The following is a 20,599-nucleotide window of genomic DNA, read 5'->3' on the forward strand; positions in this document are numbered from 1 at the left end:
GGTCACTCCTAATTTGAATTAATCGACTAAACTTTTTGGCAAAGAAAAAACCGTATCTTCCACTACCCCCGGTAAAGAATGCACTTTTCTTGGTCCCAATTCCTGAATACGTTGCACAATTGCCTGCGCTAAGGTTTCGGGGGCAGAAGCTCCAGCAGTCAGACCAACCCGCTTTTTACCAACGAACCAATCGGCCTGTAATTGATCGGGGGAGTCAACCATGTAGGCTGGAACCCCAAGTTTTTCAGCCAATTCACGCAAGCGATTCGAGTTCGAACTCATCTTACTTCCCACCACAATAACAACATCGACTTGCGGAGCCATAAATTTCACTGCATCTTGGCGATTTTGAGTGGCATAACAAATATCTTGTTTGCGGGGTTTTATGATTTGTGGAAATTTCTGCGTTAATGCATCAACAATTTCTTTCGTTTCATCTACTGATAATGTAGTTTGGGTAACAAAAGCTAACTTGGTCTGGGCTGGAAAACTCAGTTTAGCAACATCGGCCAAACTTTCAATTAAAAAGATACCTGCATTCACTTGGCCCATTGTGCCCTCTACCTCAGGATGACCGGCATGCCCAATCATCAATACAGTAAACCCGTCTTTACACATCTTGACAACTTCAACGTGCACTTTCGACACCAAAGGGCAAGTGGCATCATAAATTTGCAAGCCCCGCGCTGCTGCATCGCGCCGCACTTCTTGCGAAACGCCATGGGCACTAAACACCACGATTGCGCCCTTTGGTACTTCGGCAAGCTCTTCAACAAAAATTGCGCCTTTTGTACGCAGCTCCTCGACCACATACACGTTGTGCACAATTTCATGGCGCACATAAATTGGCGCCCCAAAGCGTTGCAATGCTTCATTAACGATATTAATTGCACGGTCTACTCCAGCACAAAAACCGCGTGGCTGCGCCAAGATAATTTGGTCGGAATCGGAATTCATCATTTAAAGAATAGCAATAATTTGTGCTTCGAAGGTAACGGGCTTTCCTGCCAAGGGATGATTGAAATCAAACCAAGCCCCTCCAGAGTCAATCGACTGCATGACACCCGCATATTGGGCGCCATTCGGGGCATTAAATTCCACTACATCACCCACCGTAAATGCAGGCGCATCTGCTTTGGCATTTTTCTGTAGTGCGGCCAAAGAAACCCATTGCACCAATTCTTCGTTACGCAACCCAAAACTTGCTTCTGGTGGAATCACTGTCGTTTTATGTTCACCCACTTGAAGTCCGATTAAAACATTTTCAAAACAAGGTGCAAATTGACCCGAACCCAAAAGCAAGGTCGCCGGCCGATCGCCAAAGGTATTTACAAAACTGTCCCCGTTGGGCAATCCCAAACGATAGTTCAAGGTCAAGTAGGAATTGGGCATAACCTGAGTTTTAGTCATTCTGCAATTGTAGCGACGCCTGCCCCTTTGGTGCAGGGGGCTATTAAGCAATGGCCGATAGCCCTACAGCCACGTGAAAAATTGCGTTTGGAGGGCGCCCAATCCTTAAGTGATGCTGAACTTCTGGCAATCTTTTTACGGGTGGGCGTGCGCGGTAAAAGTGCCGTGGCTTTAGCGCATGATTTATTGCAGGCATTCGGTAGCCTGGCCGCACTTTTAACCTGTAGTCTCGAAGAGATTTCCCGGCACCACGGCATTGGCCTCTCAAAATGGTCACAAATACAGGCTGCCTATGAATTGGTTAAACGAAGCCTAGAGGAGGACATTCACACTAGTGCTGCACTGACCTCGCCGCAGCAGCTAAAGGCCTTTCTACAAACCCAAATTGGGCATCTGCCGCACGAAGTGTTTCTCTGTCTTTACCTCGACTCACAAAATTGCCTAATCGAGTGCCAAGAGCTCTTTCGAGGCTCCATTACACAAACCGCTGTCTACCCTCGGGAAATTTTAAAAGAAGCCTTAAACCGAAATGCCAGCGCCCTGATCGTGGCTCACAATCACCCGAGCGGCAATCCCTTGCCGAGCGCAGCCGACATCGCCCTGACGAAAGCCCTGCATACTGCCTTGCAATTAGTTGATATTCCCCTGCTTGACCACTGCATCGTGAGTCATGCCGGTTTTTTCTCATTTTTAGATTCAGGCTTAATTAATAAGGATTAAAATGAAAGTAACCACTAACTTCTCAGACTCAAAAATGCCTTCACTGCCCGCTCCATTCTATAAAAGCATGAAGGGACTAGCCCATTTAGCCCTTTGCCTGATACAATCTACCCTTTTCGCAATTAAGGAGTCGTGTCATGGCAAAAGTTTGCCAAGTCACTGGGAAAAAGCCGATGGTTGGCAATAATGTTTCCCATGCAAACAATAAAACGAAGCGTCGCTTTTTGCCAAATTTGCAAAATCGTCGCTTTTGGATTGAATCAGAAAACCGCTGGATTAGCTTACGCTTGACCACTGCTGGTTTGCGCTTAATCGACAAGAATGGCATCGATGCTGTACTCGTTGATTTACGTGCTCGTGGCCAAATTTAAGGGAGTTCAAAATGGCTAAAGGCGGTAGAGAAAAAATTAAGTTGGAGTCTTCAGCTGGTACTGGACACTTTTACACCACCACTAAAAACAAGCGCACTAAACCTGAAAAATTGGAGATCTCGAAGTTTGATCCCACGATTCGCAAGCATGTGCCTTATAAAGAAACAAAACTAAAGTAATTTAGTTTGGCAATAAAAAACCCGCAAAGTTAATCAACGATGCGGGTTTTTTTATGGGGTATGAAGAGTTTAAGCGTAGCGCCGTAAGCGTAAAGAAAAATCTCTTAAGCTTGTTAAGCCACTGGCCTCGGCCTGATGACACCAGGTGCGCAGTTGCGCAACTAATTGCTCGCCAGTAGAGTTTGAACGCTGCCAAATGGCTTGTAAGTCGCGACGCATTTCAATCATGATGCGCAATTGCGGGTTACTGGCCATTAACTCTTCGAGTTTGCTTTTTTCTGCTGGAGTCAGACGTGCTTCATCTTTACCAAGCCAACTGCGGGCATCTTTTAAATGCGTAGCAACCACTTGCATATGCTGCATTTCATTCTTAAAAAAGCGTCTTAGGGTCTTGCTATAGCGGTCCATTATCTCGTAACGATTGGCAATGATTGCCTCTAGGGTATCTTGATCTGCGGGGCGCACGGGCACTAGTACTGGCTTGGGTGGCGTTTTTTTCACTGTTGCCATACCTACTGCGCTAAGCATGCGAATATAGAGCCAGCCAATATCAAACTCGTACCACTTATTTGAAAGCTTGGCACTTGAGGCGAAGGTGTGGTGATTGTTATGGAGCTCTTCACCACCAATCAAAATTCCCCAAGGCACGATATTGGTAGAGGCATCTTCACAATCAAAATTTCGATAGCCCCAAAAATGACCAATGCCATTAATTACGCCCGCGGCTGTAATTGGAATCCAGAGCATTTGTACGGCCCAAACAGTTGCGCCAATCGCGCCAAATAAAAAGACATCGATGATCAACATTAAACCGACGCCTTGCCAAGAAAATTTGGTGTAAATATTTTTTTCAATCCAGTCATCGGGCGTACCATGTCCAAATTTACTTAAGGTTTCTGGTTTATTTGCCTCTGCTTTATAAAGCTCAACCCCGCGCAAAAGCACGGTTTTAATTCCCACGATTTGAGGGCTATGGGGGTCTTCAGGAGTTTCGCAACGCGCATGGTGTTTACGGTGCACTGCCGCCCACTCTTTCGTGACCATCCCAGTAGTTAGCCAGAGCCACAGTCGAAAAAAATGTGCTGCAAGCGGATGTAAATCGAGTGCACGATGAGCCTGACAACGATGCAAATAAATGGTTACGGCTGCAATGGTGATATGGGTAGCAATTAAAGTAAACAAAACAATTTGCCACCAAGCCCAATTTAAATAGCCATGGGCAAGCCCGGCGAGTAAATTATCTGAAAGATTCTGTAAAAAGCTGGAATTCAAGCGCTTACCTCTTGGTTTATATAGTAGTTACCCTTATTTTACGCCTTGCGCCTAAAAACAGCAGCGAAGAACCCATCGGTGCCATGTAAATGCGGCCAAAGCTGCCACCAAGGGTTATCAGGACTGGTTCCTAAGGGTCTTTCCCCATCTATAAAGTGGTCTTTTAAGGCTTCGGCGGCTGGAATAACCTCAAATTCAGGGTGTTTAACTAAAAAATCTTCGGCAATCGCTTGATTTTCGGCGGGCAATAAGCTGCAGGTGCCATATACAAGACGTCCCCCTGGTTTTAATAAACGACTAGCAGATGCCAAAATGCTGGCTTGCTTCGCATTTAATTCGGCCACCCCAGCCAAGCTTTGGCGCCATTTTAAATCGGGATTGCGGCGCAAGGTGCCAATACCACTGCAGGGCGAATCAACTAAAACCCGGTCAATTTTGCCGGCTAGGCGCTTAATCTTTGCATCGTTTTCACTATCAATCCACACTGGGTGCACATTCGATAAACCGCTACGCGCTAGCCGTGGCTTTAAATTAGCCAGTCGCCGTGCTGAGGTATCAAATGCGTAAAGTCGTCCAGTTGAACGCATGATCGCACCAATTGCAAGCGTTTTGCCACCTGCACCAGCACAAAAATCAACCACCATTTCGCCGCGTTTGGGAGCGAGTAAATAGCACAGTAATTGGCTGCCCTCATCCTGCACTTCTAAATGCCCTGCTTTAAACCAAGTTGAATTTTGCAAAGCGGGCTTACCTTTAATCCGTAAACCCTCAGGTGCAAATGGGGTAGGCTCAGCTAGGTAGCGTCCACCTAAGGCATTCATCTCTTCCATGAGCTTGTCACGGCTGGTTTTCATCGTATTAGCGCGCAAATCTAAAGGCGCGGGTTTCATGAGCGCTTGGGCTAAAGCTTCACGCTGTTCAATGCCAGGCGAGGTAGCAAAAGCCTGCCACAACCACTCGGGTAAATTATTGCGCACCATCGGTGCAAGAGTGCCGTGATCGAGCTGTGCATAACGTAATAGCCATTCATATTCGCCAGGCTGCAGCACAAAAGCCAAGTCGGCTAAGGCACTTTCAGCGCGATTAGCGGAGCCTAAGCCGCCTTCAGAAAGCGCTGACATCATGCCTAATAAAGCCAAACGTCGTGCTAAGGAACCGCTGCCGCTAGCAGCAAATTGCGCCATTTCATTTTTACGCCGCAACACGGCAAAAGCACTTTCAGCAATTAAAGCGCGGTCGCGATTACCTAAGCGTGGTTCAGCGCGAAAATAGCGGCTAACTAAACGGTCAGCCGCCTCAGCAAATTTTAGAAGCTCAGGTAATAGTCGTTCTAAATGCAAGGCGTGCTGGGGCAGCGCTTTAGCATGCGAAAAATTCTTTTGTCCAACGGGTGCTGCAGCGGTCTTAGCATCTTTACGTTTAGCCCGATTAGAGCGCGCATAAGATCCGGCATTATTCCAATCGGCCTTCACAAACTGCCGCTGGCAAAAAATTGGGTTTCAGGGGGGCTTAATTTCACTTTATTACCTTCTATGCGTAAACGGTCATCAATGAACCATTTTACGGCCCGCGGATAAATCTGATGTTCTAGGCGCAAAACCCGAGCCGCTAACTGAGCCTCATTCTCGCCAGCCAACACAGTTAACTCTGCCTGACAAATAATGGGGCCTTCATCGACCCCTGTGGTCACAAAATGGACTGTGGCTCCATGCTTGTGAGCACCTGCCTCAAGCGCCCGTTGATGCGTATGCAGGCCAGCAAAGTGAGGCAATAAAGAGGGGTGAATATTCACTAATCGCCCCTCATACTGATGAATGAAGCCAGCGGTAAGAATGCGCATAAAGCCTGCTAAAACGACTAAATTTGGCTTTAATTCTTCAATCTTCGCGATTAAAGCGGCATCAAAAGTCTCGCGACTGACAAAATCGCGATGATCAATAATAAAAGTGGGAATGCCGACCTCACGGGCAAAATCAAGGCCTTTGGCTTGCGGATGGTTGGCAATTACCCCTGCAAAATGGGCTGGCCAAGCCTCTTTTTGAGCCATTTTGACAATGGCTTCAAAATTAGAACCCCGACCAGAAATTAAGCTAACAATTGATTTCATGAGCACCAATATAATTCAAGGTTACCTTGAAAGCGACTAGTGAACGTATTCCGTGGCTCAACCCAGTTTTCCGCAGGTCCCCCTTGCGCCCTTACCATTGGTAATTTTGATGGCGTGCATCGGGGACATCATGCCTTATTGAGCGAACTAGTACAAGGTGCCAAAGCGCGCCAACTGACTTCATGCGTAATGACCTTTGAGCCTCATCCCAAAGAATTATTTGCGCCGGCAAAAGCGCCGCCGCGCATTTTAAATTTACGCGATAAATTAGAAGCATTTGCGGCAATTGGCATCGAACGGGTGGTGGTGGAGCATTTCAACTCTGCTTTTGCAGCCTTGACCCCTGATCAATTTGTCAAACATATTCTGAGCGAACGTTTACGCACCCGCTGGATCTTAATTGGTGATGATTTTTGTTATGGCGCCAAACGCGCAGGCAATTTTGCTAGCCTCAAAATTGCGGGGGAGCGTGATGGGTTTGAAGTATCTGCAATGCCCACTATTGCTGACCAGCAGATTCGCATTTCTAGTTCAGCCCTGCGGGCGGCAATTGCGCAGGGTGATCTACAGCAGGCGAATAATTTACTCGGTCGGCCCTACTGCATTTCTGGGCATGTTTTGTACGGACGACAGTTAGGTCGAACCTTAGGTTTTCCAACCCTGAACATTGCCGTTGCCAACCATTTACATCGGCGCCAAACTGCGGCCAGCGGTATCTTCGTCGTGCAAGTTCATGGCTTAGGGCCACTGCCCTTGCCTGGTGTAGCCAGCTTAGGCATTCGCCCAACAGTGGAAGATGCGGGGCGCGTGCTCTTAGAAACGCACGTATTTGATTTCAAGGAAAATGTCTATGGCCGTATTGTTAAAGTAGAGCTCCTTGAAAAAATTCGTGATGAAGCTAAATACCCTGATTTAACCGCCTTGCAATTAGCGATTGAAGCTGATGCAGCTCATGCGCGCCAATATTTTCTGAAAAAAGTCTATGTCTGAAAAATCTACTGCCTACCCTGTTAATTTACTAGAAACTGCATTTCCGATGCGCGGCGATTTACCTAAACGTGAACCGCAGTGGGTGGCGCAATGGCAAAAAAATAAACTCTATGAAGCAATTCGCCAAGCCCATGCTGGGCAGCCTTTATTTATTTTGCATGATGGTCCCCCATACGCTAATGGCGATATCCATATTGGCCATGCTGTAAATAAAATTTTAAAAGATATGATCGTTAAGTCGCGCTGGCTCATGGGCTTTGATGCGGCCTATGTACCCGGCTGGGATTGTCATGGCATGCCAATTGAAATTCAAATTGAAAAAAAGTTTGGTAAAAATTTACCAGTAGCTGAAGTACAAGCTAAAGCGCGCGAATATGCCAACGTGCAAATTACCAAACAAAAAATTGATTTTGAACGCTTAGGAGTATTGGGTGATTGGAATAGTCCATACCTGACTATGGACTACCAAAATGAAGCCGATGAAATACGGGCCTTGGCAGCAATCTGGCAAAAAGGCTACGTCTATCGCGGCTTAAAGCCAGTGAACTGGTGTTTTGACTGTGGCTCTGCTTTAGCAGAAGCTGAAGTGGAATACCAAGATAAAACAGATCCGGCAGTCGATATTGGCTTTCCCTTTGATGATGCGCAGCTACCCCAATTAGCTAAAGTATTTGGTTTACCAGAGCTACCTAAAAAAATCGGTATGGCTGTAATCTGGACTACAACCCCTTGGACCATTCCAGCGAATCAAGCGCTCAATGTCAATCCTGAATTAACTTATGCCTTGGTTGATACCAGCAAAGGTCTGCTTATTTTGGCGGCTGACCGAGTCGCCGCATGCTTAACTGAATATGGTCTTGAGGGCACTATTTTGGGTACTTGCCAAGGCAGTGCACTAGAGGGTATTTCTTTCTGGCATCCGCTCGCGACGCTTGATGATGGTTATCGGCGTCTAGCGCCGATTTATCCGGCAGATTACGTGACTTTAGAAACGGGTACAGGTCTAGTGCACTCGGCCCCCGCTTATGGTGAAGAAGACTTTAAATCGTGCAAAGCGCATCAATTAGCGGATGATGCAATTTTAAATCCCGTGATGGGTAACGGCGTCTATGCCTCTTGGTTACCTCTATTTGCTGGCGAGTTTATTTGGAAGGCGAATCCAAAAATTGTTGCTGCTTTAGAGCAAGCAGGTACTTTATTAAAACAGCAAGCTTATACGCATTCCTACATGCATTGCTGGCGACATAAAACCCCCATCATTTATCGTGCTACTTCCCAATGGTTTGCCAGCATGGATAAAAAACCGCATGGCGCGACAAATGCTCACCCACTTAGTTTGCGTGAAGCGGCTTTGCTGGGCATTGAAAATACCGAATTTTTTCCAGCATGGGGTAAGCAACGCTTACACAGCATGATTGCAAATCGGCCCGATTGGACTTTATCCCGCCAACGCCAATGGGGCGTCCCAATGGCCTTTTTAGTGCATAAAGAAACGGGCCAACCTCACCCCCGCACCCCTGAATTATTAGAGCTCGTGGCTCAACGCGTTGCACAAAGCGGAATTGAAGCCTGGCAGACCATGGCGGTTACCGATCTGTTAAGTGATGATGCTGATCAATATGAAAAAAATCGCGATACCCTCGATGTGTGGTTTGACTCTGGCACTACCCATTGGCATGTGATTCGGGGCTCGCATCAAGCGCAGTTATTTACCGCTGTAGCTAAAGAACAATTTGGTGGCCCTGCAGGACGCTTAGCCGATTTGTATTTAGAGGGCTCTGATCAACACCGTGGCTGGTTTCATTCCTCGCTACTGACCGGCGTTATGCTCGACGGCAAGCCGCCATATAAGGCCCTCTTAACCCATGGTTTTACGGTCGATGGGCAGGGTCGCAAAATGAGTAAGTCGATTGGCAACGTCATTGCGCCCCAAGAAGTGGCCGATAAATTAGGTGCCGAAATTATTCGCTTATGGGTTGCCTCAACCGATTACTCAGGTGAGATGACCATCTCCGATGAAATTCTCAAACGCGTGGTTGAGAGCTATCGACGCATGCGCAATACCTTGCGATTTTTATTGGCTAATTTAGCTGACTTTGACCCAGATAAAAATGCCTTACCCCCGTCAGAGTGGCTGGAAATTGATCGCTATGCGGTGGCCTTAGCGAGTGCTTTACAAGCCGATATTCAAGCGTCTTACCAAGTTTATGTATTTCAACCCGTGGTTGCGCGGATGCTCAATTTCTGCTCAGAAGATTTGGGCGGCTTTTATCTCGATATTTTGAAGGACCGTCTTTACACTATGGCGCCCGATTCGCCTGATCGTCGTGCAGCACAAAATGCCCTCTTTCATATCACCCGTAATTTATTAAAGTGGCTTGCGCCCTTCCTTTCCTTTACGACAGAAGAAGCATGGCAAGCCTTTCCACACGGTAAAGCGGGGCCTAGTGCTTCGATCTTCATGGAAGCATTTACGCCTTTACCTGAAATTGTCGACGGCCAAGCACTAATCGCTAAATGGGCTCGCTTACGGGAAATTCGTGCGGAAGTAACCAAGGCGATTGAAATAGAACGGAGCGCCGGTTTAATTGGTTCTTCCTTGCAAGCCGAAATTCAAATACAAATAGCTGAGCCAGACTTTAGTCTATTGCAGTCACTTGGTGATGATTTGCGTTTTGTCATGATTACTTCAAGTGCCCACGTTGAGCCAAGCAATGATCCCCTTAAACCCTTAAGTATTCTCGTCCAAGCTAGCCAAAATCCAAAATGTAGTCGCTGCTGGCATCATGTCAGAGATGTTGGTGCAGACAGCAATCATCCGGAATTGTGTGGCCGTTGTATCAGTAATCTTTTTGGGGTCGGCGAAGATCGGCAATTTGCTTAAGTCAAGACAAACTCCCTTATGAGCGCCTTCTTAAATCCACTTCATCGCTATTTAATCATTGCGAGTACTGTCCTGCTTCTGGATCAGGTAACTAAGGTGGCGGCACAAATCTATCTCCCCATCGCTAGCCCCGTAGCGATCAATGCCTATCTCAATTGGTTTTTAATTTTTAACCCCGGCGCCGCTTTTTCTTTTCTTTCCCAAGCGGGTGGTTGGCAACGCTGGTTTTTTACGATTTTAGGAATTGCAGCATCAGTCGTCATCTTATGGTTTTTACGTCGTAATACGGCTGACCAAAAATTATCATGGGCCTTGAGTTTAATTTTAGGCGGAGCGATTGGTAACGTGCTCGATCGGATTTTTTATGGTGCGGTCGTCGATTTTATTGACGTACATTATGAAACTTGGCACTGGCCTGCTTTTAATGTGGCAGATAGTGCTATTTCAGTCGGGGCGGTGCTGATTGTATGGAGTGAGCTCACTAGGCCTAAAATCTAATTTCTTATGCCATCACTTACTAATAAAAAAATCATCCTTGGTATTTCGGGGGGTATTGCTGCTTATAAGTCGGCGGAATTAGCGCGCTTGTTAATGCAAGAAGGCGCTACTGTGCAAGTGGTGATGAGCGCAGCAGCTCACCAGTTTATTACTCCGGTCACGATGCAGGCTCTCACGGGCTTACCGGTTTTTACCAGTCAATGGGATGCCCGTATCGATAACAATATGGCCCATATCGAGCTCTCCCGCTCAGCTGATGCCATTCTTATTGCGCCTGCCACTGCCGATTTGATGGCTAAGTTGTCTCTGGGACTCGCCGATGATTTGGTTACGACCTTATGCTTAGCCCGCACCTGCCCATTATTGTTGGTACCTGCAATGAATTTACAAATGTGGGAACATCAGGCGACCCAAAGAAGTGTGCAGCGCTTATTAAAAGATGGCATTGGTTTGCTTGGGCCAGCCAGTGGTATTCAAGCCTGCGGAGAAACAGGTGTAGGTCGCATGCTTGAGCCCGCAGAAATAGTTGAGCATGTCTGCGCCTTTTTTCAACCCAAATTATTGCAAGGCAAACGGGTTTTAGTTACAGCTGGCCCGACCTTTGAGGCCATCGACCCAGTACGCGGTATGACCAACCGTAGCTCGGGGAAAATGGGTTTCGCTATCGCCCAAGCGGCCCTTGAAGCTGGGGCGCAAGTGCATCTTATTGCTGGGCCCTGCGCTCTCACCACCCCACTTGAGAGTGGTGGACAAATTTACCGAACCAATGTTACTTCTGGTCAAGAAATGCATGCTGCTGTCATGCAATCTCTCGATTGTGATTTGTTCTTTTCGGTGGCAGCTGTCGCCGACTGGACTATACCCAATCCTGCTAAAGAAAAAATTAAGCGCAATAGTAAAGCAAACTCCCGCGACCTTGATAGCGGTCAACCTTCATCTATGCCGCAGATTCACTTTGCGGCGAATCCCGATATTTTGCAAACTGTTGCTCAGTTCGCTAACGCTAATAAAACAGGTACCAAAAAAACCCCGCGCCCCTATTGTGTTGGCTTCGCTGCGGAAACCACCAAACTAGAACAACATGCTAGTGAAAAACGCCAACGCAAAGGTATTCCTCTGATGGTTGGTAATATTGGACCCGATACGTTTGGCAGTGATTTAAATCAACTCCTGATGATTGATGAGCGGGGTATGCAACGCTTACCGCGTGCACCTAAATTAGTATTGGCACGTTTGCTGATTCAGGCTGTCGCTAAAAAATTAGCATAATCGTCACAGGGATCTCACTATGCAATCCTTACAAGTCAAAATTCTGGATGTCCGCATGCGGGATCAAATGCCGAGTTATGGCACCCCCGGTAGTGCTGGTCTTGACTTACGTGCCTGTATCGATGAGCCGCTCGAAATTGCTTGCGGACAAACTGTGCTGATTCCCACGGGGCTGGCCATATATATTGAAGACCCGCGCTATGCTGCACTAATTTTGCCGCGCTCTGGGCTTGGTCATAAACACGGCATCGTGTTGGGTAATTTAGTTGGCTTAATTGATTCTGACTACCAAGGCCAATTAATGGTTAGCACTTGGAATCGCAGTCAAACTCCCTTCAAGCTTGAGCCAATGGAGCGATTAGCACAACTGGTAATCGTCCCTGTGTTGCAGGTAACCATTCATATCGTTGACGAGTTCACTGAAAGCAGCCGCGGTGCCGGTGGCTTTGGCAGTACAGGGCGAAGCTAAAATTTGCTTTTAGGTTTCTGCAACCGGTTCCGCATTTGATTTGCCAGCCTTACTAGCACCAGGGTTGGTAGCTGCAATCGTTAACTGCACCTTGCCATCAGCGTCAATATCAACTGCTACTTGACCGCCTTGCGCTAAGCGCCCAAACAATAATTCATCAGCTAAAGCTTTGCGTACCGTATCTTGAATAATGCGTTGCATTGGCCGCGCACCCATCAAAGGATCAAAACCATGCTTTGCTAAATGAGCCCGTAAAGCATCGCTAAAGGTAGCATCGACTTTCTTCTCATGCAATTGCTCCTCAAGCTGCATTAAGAATTTATCAACCACCCGCATGATGATGGTTTCGTCTAAGGCTTTAAACGAAACAATGGCATCTAAACGATTACGAAACTCAGGGGTAAAGAATTTCTTAATGTCAGCCATTTCATCGCCCGACTCACGTGCATTAGTAAAGCCAATAGTCGATTTCTGCATCGCTTCAGCGCCTGCATTCGTCGTCATGATGATGATGACATTACGAAAATCAGCCTTGCGCCCATTGTTATCAGTTAAGGTGCCGTGATCCATGACCTGCAAAAGAATATTGAAAATATCGGGATGCGCCTTTTCAACTTCATCCAGCAATAAAACACAATGGGGTTTCTTGCTCACAGCCTCAGTTAACAGACCACCTTGATCAAAACCAACATAACCCGGAGGGGCGCCAATTAGGCGACTTACTGCATGACGCTCCATATACTCCGACATATCAAAGCGTAAAAGCTCAATGCCCATAATGTAAGCCAACTGCTTCGCCACTTCTGTTTTACCAACGCCTGTAGGCCCAGAAAATAAGAATGAACCAATCGGCCGGTCGACTTTACCGAGACCAGCGCGCGTCATTTTGATGGCACTGGCCAAGGCTTCGATCGCAGGGTCTTGCCCAAAAACGACACTCTTGATATCGCGATCAAGCGTTTGTAATTTACTTCGGTCATCCACAGTTACCGACTGGGCAGGTATGCGAGCGATCTTCGCGACGATTTCTTCAATCTCAGGACGACCGATGGTTTTTTTCTGTTTAGATTTAGGCAAAATGCGCTGGGCTGCGCCCGCCTCATCGATCACATCAATCGCCTTGTCAGGTAAATGCCGATCATTAATATAACGCGATGAAAGCTCAGCGGCCGCTACCAATGCAGCTGAAGCATATTTAACTCCATGGTGCTCTTCAAAACGCGATTTTAGGCCACGCAAAATTTGTACTGTTTGGTCTACCGATGGCTCTACGACATCCACTTTTTGAAAACGTCGTGAGAGCGCCGCATCCTTTTCAAAAATGCCACGGTACTCAGTAAAGGTTGTAGCGCCAATACACTTTAATTGACCATTCGACAGCGCTGGCTTGAGTAAATTACTAGCGTCAAGCGTGCCTCCCGAAGCCGCACCTGCGCCAATTAATGTATGGATCTCATCAATAAAGAGGATGCCGTGCGGGTTATCTTTTAGCGCCTTTAAGACGCCTTTTAATCTTTGCTCAAAGTCACCACGGTATTTAGTACCGGCTAGCAAGGCTCCCATGTCTAAAGAATAAACGGTCGAATTTGCCAAAATATCAGGCACTTCATTACGGGTAATTCTCCAGGCTAAGCCCTCAGCAATTGCTGTTTTACCTACGCCAGCCTCACCTACCAATAAAGGATTATTTTTACGGCGCCGACACAGTACTTGGATGACCCGCTCTACCTCGCCATCACGCCCGATTAAAGGATCGATCTTGCCTTGACGCGCTAAGGCATTTAAATTTTGGGTAAATTGATCTAAGGGGCTTTCTTTGCCACTTGCTGCTGCTTCTTCGTTGTCTTGAGTTGGATCTGCGGCTTTAACGGGCTCGGCTTGATCCTTACGAATACCATGACTAATAAAGTTCACCACATCTAAACGGGTAACGCCTTGCTGTTGCAAGAAATAAACGCCGTGTGAATCTTTTTCACCAAAAATAGCGACCAACACATTCGCACCAGTCACTTCTTTTTTGCCATTTGAAGTAGATTGAACGTGCATGATGGCGCGCTGAATCACCCGCTGAAAACCTAAGGTAGGTTGGGTGTCGACTTCTTCAGTTCCTGGAACCACTGGCGTATTGTCATTAATGAAATTTTTTAACTGGGCACGTAACTCGGCAATATTCACCGAACAAGCCTTCAATACCTCCACGGCGGTGGCATTATCGAGTAAGGCCGAAAGAAGATGTTCAACGGTAATGAACTCATGTCGAGCAGCGCGTGCATCAACAAAAGCCATATGTAAACTCACTTCTAATTCCTGGGCAATCATGCTTCCTCCATAGTGCACTGCAAAGGGTGCCCCGCTTCGCGGGAGCTCTCGGTAACTTGATGAACTTTAGTGGCTGCAACATCGCGCGTAAATATTCCGCAAACGCCTTTACCAACTAAATGAACTTGTAACATGATGCGTGTGGCGGTTTCATGATCCTTATTAAAATACTCTTGAATGACCATCACCACAAATTCCATGGGGGTGTAATCGTCGTTTAAAAGTAAAACTTTATACAAAGCCGGAACCTTGACTTTCTCGGCCTGCTTCTCCAAAAGTGCGGTATCACCACTACCTGGTAGGAGTGGGTTGAGGGGTTCGGGAGTTTTAATTAATCGGCTCATATGATTCATTCTAAACACTCAGGCTCAGTCTGTAATTTACTGCTGAATTTGTTGCAAAAAACCCTCACTAAGGACCTTATTACCCCATATTGGGGCATTTCTGCCAGATTAAAGGGGGTAATCACCTACTCCCAAGTCGATTTAACTCCTTGACACGCCACCAAAAAGGGCAAACAATCGGGGGTAGTGCTTCTTATTGAGGTTCTATTAGGCGTGTTTTGGAGCGAAACTGATTAAAAAGTATTCCCCCCATTTTCACGGGTGTTTCAAGTTTAAGTAATGGAGTTCGCATGGCGACCGGAGTTGTTAAGTGGTTTAATGATGCAAAAGGTTTCGGGTTTATTAAACCCGATGATGGTGAAGAAGAGCTGTTCGCGCATTTCAGTGCGATTACTATGGGCGGTTTCAAAACCCTCAAAGAAGGCCAAAAGGTAACGTTTGACATTACCCAAGGACCTAAAGGCAAGCAAGCGACGAATATTCAAGGCGCTTGATAAAAACTTCCTAATGAAATTAAAAACCCAGGGCGTGCCCTGGGTTTTTTTTGACCTTTTTTCAGCTTTACATATTTGCAATCATTGCGTCGCCAAACCCAGAACACGATACCTGCGTAGCGCCCTCTAATACACGCGCAAAGTCATAAGTCACTTTTTTCGAAAGAATGGCTTTTTCCATTGACGAAATAATTAGATCGGCAGCTTCGGTCCAGCCCATATGACGCAACATCATTTCAGCGGAGAGAATTTCTGAACCCGGGTTGACATAATCTTTACCGGCGTATTTTGGTGCGGTGCCATGGGTTGCCTCAAACATGGCAATGCTATCGGACATATTGGCGCCAGGCGCAATTCCAATGCCGCCTACTTGAGCTGCTAAGGCATCGGATACATAATCGCCATTCAAATTTAACGTGGCAATCACGCTGTATTCATTAGGGCGTAGCAAAATTTGCTGCAAGAACGCATCCGCGATCACATCCTTAATGATGATGTCTTTGCCAGTCTTGGGATTCTTCATTTTGCACCAAGGTCCGCCATCAATCAGTTGCGCGCCAAATTCATTTTGCGCTAAGCCATAACTCCAGTCACGAAAACCACCTTCGGTAAATTTCATGATGTTGCCTTTGTGCACGATAGTCACTGAAGATTTGTCATTATCAATTGCATACTGAATCGCTTTACGTACCAAACGCTCGGTACCCTCTTTCGACACTGGCTTAATGCCAATGCTCGAGGTATTGGGAAAGCGAATTTTCTTAACGCCCATTTCTTTAATCAGAAAATCAACCATTTTTTTGGCTTCTGGTGAGCCAGCTTCCCATTCAATGCCAGCATAAATATCTTCTGAATTTTCGCGAAAAATAACCATATCGGTTTTTTCAGGTTCACGAAGTGGTGAGGGAACTCCCTTGAAATAACGCACTGGACGCAAACATAAATACAAATCTAAGGCTTGACGCAAGGCCACGTTTAAAGAGCGAATGCCGCCGCCCACTGGCGTGTGCAAAGGGCCTTTAATTGAAACCACGTATTCTTTAACGGCTTCTAGGGTTTCTTCTGGCATCCATACATCGGGGCCATACACCTGAGTTGCCTTAGAGCCCGCATAAACTTCCATCCAAGCAATTTTGCGTTTACCACCGTAAGCTTTGGCAACTGCTGCATCCACTACCTTGATCATTACAGGCGTAATATCAGCGCCAATCCCATCGCCTTCAATTACTGGAATAATTGGATGATCGGGTACGTTAATTGAGAAATCTTGATTAACAGTGATTTTTTCGCCAGCAGGCACTTTAATATGCTTATACATTCACACTTCTCCAGAGGGATATTGAGTTATAACTTCTACTATTTTCGCATGAGCTAGCGAACTAACCCATAAAATTGGGCTTTCAAACTATGAAAAATATGCTACTTAAACAGACCCGCTTGACTCACATACCCCATTTTGGGCTAGTGACCTTAGCGTTGAGCTTATTTCTGGGCTTCTTTGGCCTCACGACAGCTGGTTTAGCACAAAATAGTAGCCCTAACCCCGGTCTACCAGTGATTGAGCTTAAAACCGGTATATATCGCCTTCAGGTCGAAGTGGCTGCGACCCCTCAAGCACGGCAAACTGGTCTGATGTATCGCACTGTCATGGCTCAAAATGCGGGCATGCTCTTTATTTTTGAACAAAAGGCGGGGCATTGTTTTTGGATGAGCAATACCAAAATTCCGCTCTCTATTGCTTTTATTGGCGACGATAGCAAGATTGTGAACATCGAGGAAATGCAGGCTGATACCACTAACAATCATTGTCCCAAAGCACCTATTCGCTTTGCTTTAGAGATGAATCAAAAATGGTTTGCAGAGCGCGCCTTAGGTCCTGGTACGCTGATTCAGGGACTACCTAAAAACTGACACCAGCAACCCACGCCTTAACGAAGGCTAGGGCGACTTTAGCCAAAGTGGCAAACATAGTGCACTGGAGCGGTGGTGCGCACTATAAAATAACTACCCGCCTCAACCGTCCAACTTTCACCAGCAGCAAATGCCCTTTCGGGGGCGCCATCAATGCTGACATAAGCGCATCCATCCACGACTTCCATGATTTCTTTAGTGCTGAGCTCAAACTTTAGGGTGCTTGGCAAAATCACCCCTACCGATTTGCGGGTTCCATCAGCTAGGGTAACGGTATGCGAGACGCACTTGCCGTCATAATAAATATTGGCTTTTTTACCAACCGCAACCTGCTCAAATTGCATCTCTAGCCTTTCGTTTTCTTTAATTTGCGCTTTGCGATTTCTGCAATACGCATCCGCAACGCGTTGAGTTTAATAAACCCGCCAGCATCGGCTTGATTATAGGCACCGCCATCGTCATCAAAAGTAGCAATCGTTTGATCAAATAAAGTATTAGCCGAATCACGTGAAATAACGCTTACCGAGCCTTTGTATAATTTCAAGCGCACCACCCCATTGACATTACGCTGGGTATGATCAATTAAAGTTTGTAAAGCAAGGCGCTCAGGCGACCACCAGTAGCCGTTATAAATAAGGCTGGCATAACGCGGCATCAAGTCATCTTTTAAGTGCGCCACTTCGCGATCCAGCGTAATACTTTCAATGCCCCGATGGGCTTTAAGCAAAATCGTACCGCCAGGGGTTTCGTAGCAGCCGCGACTCTTCATGCCGACGAAGCGGTTTTCCACTAAATCGAGTCGGCCAATGCCATGCATACCCCCAAGACGATTTAATTCCGCTAAGAGTTCGTGGGGTTGATAAGCCTTACCGTCAATGGCAATGGGGTCGCCCGCACGAAATTCAATTTCAATGACGGCGGCGGTATCCGGTGCTTTTTCAGGTGCAACTGTCCAGCGCCACATCGATTCTTCAGCTTCCGCATTGGGATTTTCTAAGTGCCGACCTTCGTAACTAATATGCAATAGATTCGCATCCATCGAGTATGGTGAACCACCTTGCTGGTGTTTCATTTCAATTGGTATGCCATGCTGCTCGGCGTAAGCCATTAATTTTTCGCGCGACAATAAATCCCACTCACGCCAGGGTGCAATGACCTTAATGCCGGGCTCAAGAGCGTAATAACCTAACTCAAAACGAACCTGATCATTACCCTTGCCGGTGGCGCCATGGGAAACTGCGTCTGCTTTGACTTGGCGGGCAATGTCAATTTGGCGTTTGGCAATGAGGGGTCTAGCAATAGAGGTGCCCAACAAATACTCGCCCTCGTAAATCGTATTAGCGCGAAACATGGGGAAAACAAAATCCCGTACAAATTCTTCGCGTAAGTCGTCAATAAAAATATTTTCCGGCTTAATGCCAAATTGCAAGGCTTTGGTGCGCGCCGGCTCAAGCTCTTCGCCCTGACCCAGATCGGCAGTAAAGGTGACGATTTCACAATGATAGGTATCTTGTAGCCACTTCAAGATCACGCTGGTATCAAGACCGCCAGAATAAGCTAAGACTGCTTTTTTGATTTCAGACATGCTTCCACTCGTTTTAAATTGGTTGACACATTATCAAACAGGGCTGCCCGTGGCAGAAATTTGCCCACACAATAAGTATTCCATTAAAGCCTTTTGTACATGTAATCGATTTTCGGCCTCTTCCCAAACGACGCTTTGGGGTCCGTCAATCACTGCCGCACTAACTTCCTCGCCTCGATGTGCTGGTAAGCAATGCATAAATAAGGCACTTGGATTAGCTAGCGCCATCAATTCTTCTGTGACCATCCAATCTTTAAATGCCTTCATCCGCATGGTATTTTGATCTTCGTATCCCATGCTTGTCCAGACATCGGTCGTTACTAAGTCGGCACCCTTGACTGCATCCCGCGGGTCGGCACAGATCATGAGGTGATTTAAAGCAGCACCACTTAAACGTGCCCGATCGAGTTGATATCCATCGGGCGCTGAAAAGCGCAATTGAAAATCTAAGCACTCAGCGGCTTGAATCCAGGTGTAAGCCATATTGTTGGCATCTCCAACCCAGGCTACGGTTTTTCCTTGAATCGGCCCACGGGCTTCGACAAAAGTAAAAATATCCGTTAACACTTGGCAGGGATGAAATTCGTTAGTTAACCCATTAATGACTGGCACCCGTGAGTTTGCCGCAAAGCGTTCGATGATGTCTTGGCCAAAAGTACGAATCATAATAATGTCTGTCATCCGCGAGATAACCTGCGCGGCATCTTCCACTGGCTCGCCCCTGCCCAATTGGGTGTCACGGGTATTGAGATAGACAGCATGACCGCCCAATTGATGTATTCCCGCCTCAAATGACAAACGCGTGCGGGTGGAATGTTTTTCAAAAATCATGGCCAAGGTTCGATCATGCAAGGGATGCCAAGTTTCGTAACGTTTAAAGCGCTCTTTTAACCAAGCTGTACGCGATAGCAAATAATCGTATTCGGCCCGTGTTAAATCAGCAAACTGGAGGTAATGTTTGATTTGGCCAGGTACCTGCGGTTTAGCCAAGGAAGCTAAACTAGCATGCCCAGAAACGGATTGATTTTCTATTTTGTCCAAAATATCACCCACTAAAATAATAATCTTAAGCTTATATTGCTCTATCTTGACTGTCTTAAAACGTGATTCATAAAACCCTGTTTATCCAAGGCATCACTGCAAATGGCAGACCCTTTAGGCCCAGCGACTGGGCTGAGCGCCTTTGCGGAGTCATGGCAAGCTTTCGCCCCCTTGGTGATGCTGGTGATCCTCGCTTTACTTATTCTCCCTTCGCTCGACCTGTTGTCATTGCCAATGTTAAATTCGTTGTCATCGATACTCGCATACATGATCTAGACCCCATGGCGCTCGATTTTTTGCTTAATTTTGCTAAAGACAATGGCCTTCCTATAGAGGAGGCCTGTGTCTTCGAACCCAAAACCTAAAAGCCAAGCTGTAAAACAAAAACCCGCTCAAAAATGGAGCGGGCTTGAGTTGAATTACGAAAAAAGAACTAAGCCATCGCCTTAATAGCAGCTGATAAACGGGATTTTTGTCGCGCGGCAGTATTTTTATGGGCGATTTTTTTATCTGAAATTTTATCGATAGTGACTTGAGTAGCAACAAATACTTTCGCAGCAGCCGCTTTATCGCCCGCCTCAACTGCTTTTCGTACAGCCTTAATGGATGTCCGTAACTTCGAACGCAAGCTCGAATTATGCTCATTTTGTTTTACTGCTTGCCGAGCGCGTTTGCGCGCTTGTGCGGTATTGGCCATCTTTAAACCTGCCTATTCATTCCGATTTGTCAAAATATG

The 20,599-nt window shown here is 46.6% G+C and carries 23 protein-coding genes; 11 read left to right on the forward strand and 12 right to left on the reverse strand.

Features of this window, described 5'->3' with window-relative positions:
* Positions 1–18: 18 nt before the first annotated feature.
* Both ispH and LZG75_RS10295 read right to left on the reverse strand, forming a co-directional pair.
* Complete coding sequence (ispH, locus tag LZG75_RS10290) at positions 19–960, reverse strand: 4-hydroxy-3-methylbut-2-enyl diphosphate reductase (RefSeq protein WP_233925071.1); 942 nt, start codon at positions 958–960, stop codon at positions 19–21.
* Positions 961–1,410, reverse strand: coding sequence for a peptidylprolyl isomerase (locus tag LZG75_RS10295; RefSeq protein ID WP_233925072.1), 450 nt, complete (start codon positions 1,408–1,410; stop codon positions 961–963).
* A gap of 27 nt (positions 1,411–1,437) precedes the next feature.
* On the opposite strand from LZG75_RS10295, the gene radC reads away from it, so the two are divergent.
* From radC to rpmG, 3 genes are all read left to right on the forward strand, one after another.
* Positions 1,438–2,130 (forward strand): DNA repair protein RadC, encoded by a 693-nt coding sequence (gene radC / locus LZG75_RS10300; protein WP_233925073.1) that lies wholly within the window; start codon positions 1,438–1,440, stop codon positions 2,128–2,130.
* A 137-nt stretch (positions 2,131–2,267) separates the two neighbouring features.
* Positions 2,268–2,501, forward strand: a complete 234-nt coding sequence (rpmB, locus tag LZG75_RS10305; protein WP_233925075.1) for a 50S ribosomal protein L28 — start codon at positions 2,268–2,270, stop codon at positions 2,499–2,501.
* A gap of 11 nt (positions 2,502–2,512) precedes the next feature.
* Complete coding sequence (gene rpmG, locus LZG75_RS10310; protein WP_233925077.1) at positions 2,513–2,680, forward strand: 50S ribosomal protein L33; 168 nt, start codon at positions 2,513–2,515, stop codon at positions 2,678–2,680.
* Positions 2,681–2,749: 69 nt separating this feature from the next.
* On the opposite strand, the gene LZG75_RS10315 is transcribed toward rpmG, so the two are convergent.
* From LZG75_RS10315 to purN, 3 genes are read right to left on the reverse strand one after another with little or no spacing between them, the layout of a single operon-like run.
* A complete protein-coding gene (locus tag LZG75_RS10315; protein WP_233925079.1) occupies positions 2,750–3,952 on the reverse strand; it encodes a fatty acid desaturase in 1,203 nt (400 codons plus the stop codon).
* A 38-nt stretch (positions 3,953–3,990) separates the two neighbouring features.
* On the reverse strand, positions 3,991–5,424 hold the full coding sequence (locus LZG75_RS10320) for an RsmB/NOP family class I SAM-dependent RNA methyltransferase (RefSeq protein ID WP_370635403.1): 1,434 nt from the start codon (positions 5,422–5,424) through the stop codon (positions 3,991–3,993).
* Entirely contained in the window at positions 5,421–6,059 is a 639-nt protein-coding gene (gene purN / locus LZG75_RS10325; RefSeq protein WP_233925081.1) for a phosphoribosylglycinamide formyltransferase, read from the reverse strand. Before purN ends, LZG75_RS10320 begins: the two co-directional genes overlap by 4 nt.
* Before the next feature lie 39 nt (positions 6,060–6,098).
* On the opposite strand from purN, the gene LZG75_RS10330 reads away from it, so the two are divergent.
* From LZG75_RS10330 to dut, 5 genes are read left to right on the forward strand one after another with little or no spacing between them, the layout of a single operon-like run.
* Positions 6,099–7,049: a bifunctional riboflavin kinase/FAD synthetase gene (locus LZG75_RS10330; RefSeq protein ID WP_233925083.1), complete on the forward strand. Its 951-nt coding sequence runs from the start codon at positions 6,099–6,101 to the stop codon at positions 7,047–7,049.
* Positions 7,042–9,933 (forward strand): isoleucine--tRNA ligase, encoded by a 2,892-nt coding sequence (ileS, locus tag LZG75_RS10335; RefSeq protein ID WP_233937471.1) that lies wholly within the window; start codon positions 7,042–7,044, stop codon positions 9,931–9,933. Before LZG75_RS10330 ends, ileS begins: the two co-directional genes overlap by 8 nt.
* Positions 9,934–9,951: 18 nt before the next feature.
* A complete protein-coding gene (gene lspA / locus LZG75_RS10340) occupies positions 9,952–10,431 on the forward strand; it encodes a signal peptidase II (protein ID WP_233937472.1) in 480 nt (159 codons plus the stop codon).
* A gap of 6 nt (positions 10,432–10,437) precedes the next feature.
* Positions 10,438–11,700, forward strand: coding sequence for a bifunctional phosphopantothenoylcysteine decarboxylase/phosphopantothenate--cysteine ligase CoaBC (coaBC, locus tag LZG75_RS10345; RefSeq protein ID WP_233925086.1), 1,263 nt, complete (start codon positions 10,438–10,440; stop codon positions 11,698–11,700).
* Between the two features lie 19 nt (positions 11,701–11,719).
* The gene (gene dut, locus LZG75_RS10350; RefSeq protein WP_233925087.1) at positions 11,720–12,169 is read left to right on the forward strand and encodes a dUTP diphosphatase; all 450 of its coding nucleotides are present in this window, start codon (positions 11,720–11,722) and stop codon (positions 12,167–12,169) included.
* Between the two features lie 9 nt (positions 12,170–12,178).
* Here dut and clpA read toward each other — a convergent pair whose 3' ends face one another.
* Both clpA and clpS read right to left on the reverse strand, forming a co-directional pair.
* Positions 12,179–14,488: an ATP-dependent Clp protease ATP-binding subunit ClpA gene (clpA, locus tag LZG75_RS10355; protein ID WP_233925088.1), complete on the reverse strand. Its 2,310-nt coding sequence runs from the start codon at positions 14,486–14,488 to the stop codon at positions 12,179–12,181.
* Entirely contained in the window at positions 14,485–14,841 is a 357-nt protein-coding gene (clpS, locus tag LZG75_RS10360) for an ATP-dependent Clp protease adapter ClpS (RefSeq protein ID WP_370635404.1), read from the reverse strand. The genes clpA and clpS overlap by 4 nt, the downstream gene beginning before the upstream one ends.
* Positions 14,842–15,122: 281 nt before the next feature.
* On the opposite strand from clpS, the gene LZG75_RS10365 reads away from it, so the two are divergent.
* Positions 15,123–15,326, forward strand: a complete 204-nt coding sequence (locus LZG75_RS10365) for a cold-shock protein (protein ID WP_108469641.1) — start codon at positions 15,123–15,125, stop codon at positions 15,324–15,326.
* Between the two features lie 67 nt (positions 15,327–15,393).
* Here the strand turns inward: LZG75_RS10365 and icd are convergent, their stop codons facing one another.
* Positions 15,394–16,644: an NADP-dependent isocitrate dehydrogenase gene (icd, locus tag LZG75_RS10370; protein ID WP_233925090.1), complete on the reverse strand. Its 1,251-nt coding sequence runs from the start codon at positions 16,642–16,644 to the stop codon at positions 15,394–15,396.
* 98 nt (positions 16,645–16,742) lie between these two features.
* Between icd and LZG75_RS10375 the strand changes: the two genes are divergently transcribed.
* On the forward strand, positions 16,743–17,237 hold the full coding sequence (locus LZG75_RS10375; protein ID WP_370634773.1) for a DUF192 domain-containing protein: 495 nt from the start codon (positions 16,743–16,745) through the stop codon (positions 17,235–17,237).
* A gap of 38 nt (positions 17,238–17,275) precedes the next feature.
* Here the strand turns inward: LZG75_RS10375 and LZG75_RS10380 are convergent, their stop codons facing one another.
* The 3 genes from LZG75_RS10380 to argF are packed head-to-tail and all read right to left on the reverse strand — an operon-like array spanning position 17,276 to position 19,812.
* The gene (locus LZG75_RS10380; protein WP_233925092.1) at positions 17,276–17,581 is read right to left on the reverse strand and encodes a pyrimidine/purine nucleoside phosphorylase; all 306 of its coding nucleotides are present in this window, start codon (positions 17,579–17,581) and stop codon (positions 17,276–17,278) included.
* Between the two features lie 2 nt (positions 17,582–17,583).
* On the reverse strand, positions 17,584–18,822 hold the full coding sequence (locus LZG75_RS10385) for an argininosuccinate synthase (protein ID WP_233925093.1): 1,239 nt from the start codon (positions 18,820–18,822) through the stop codon (positions 17,584–17,586).
* Positions 18,823–18,855: 33 nt separating this feature from the next.
* Positions 18,856–19,812 carry an ornithine carbamoyltransferase gene (argF, locus tag LZG75_RS10390; protein WP_233937518.1) on the reverse strand — a complete coding sequence of 319 codons (957 nt, stop codon included), beginning with the start codon at positions 19,810–19,812 and terminating at the stop codon, positions 18,856–18,858.
* 113 nt (positions 19,813–19,925) lie between these two features.
* Here argF and LZG75_RS10395 point away from each other — a divergent pair, with 113 nt between their 5' ends.
* Positions 19,926–20,228 (forward strand): DUF3579 domain-containing protein, encoded by a 303-nt coding sequence (locus tag LZG75_RS10395; protein ID WP_233925094.1) that lies wholly within the window; start codon positions 19,926–19,928, stop codon positions 20,226–20,228.
* A 68-nt stretch (positions 20,229–20,296) separates the two neighbouring features.
* On the opposite strand, the gene rpsT is transcribed toward LZG75_RS10395, so the two are convergent.
* Positions 20,297–20,560 (reverse strand): 30S ribosomal protein S20, encoded by a 264-nt coding sequence (gene rpsT, locus LZG75_RS10400; RefSeq protein WP_233925095.1) that lies wholly within the window; start codon positions 20,558–20,560, stop codon positions 20,297–20,299.
* Between the last annotated feature and the right edge of the window lie 39 nt (positions 20,561–20,599).

Source organism: Polynucleobacter sp. IMCC30063, from assembly GCF_021395235.1.
In the GTDB taxonomy this organism is placed as follows: Bacteria; Pseudomonadota; Gammaproteobacteria; order Burkholderiales; family Burkholderiaceae; genus Polynucleobacter.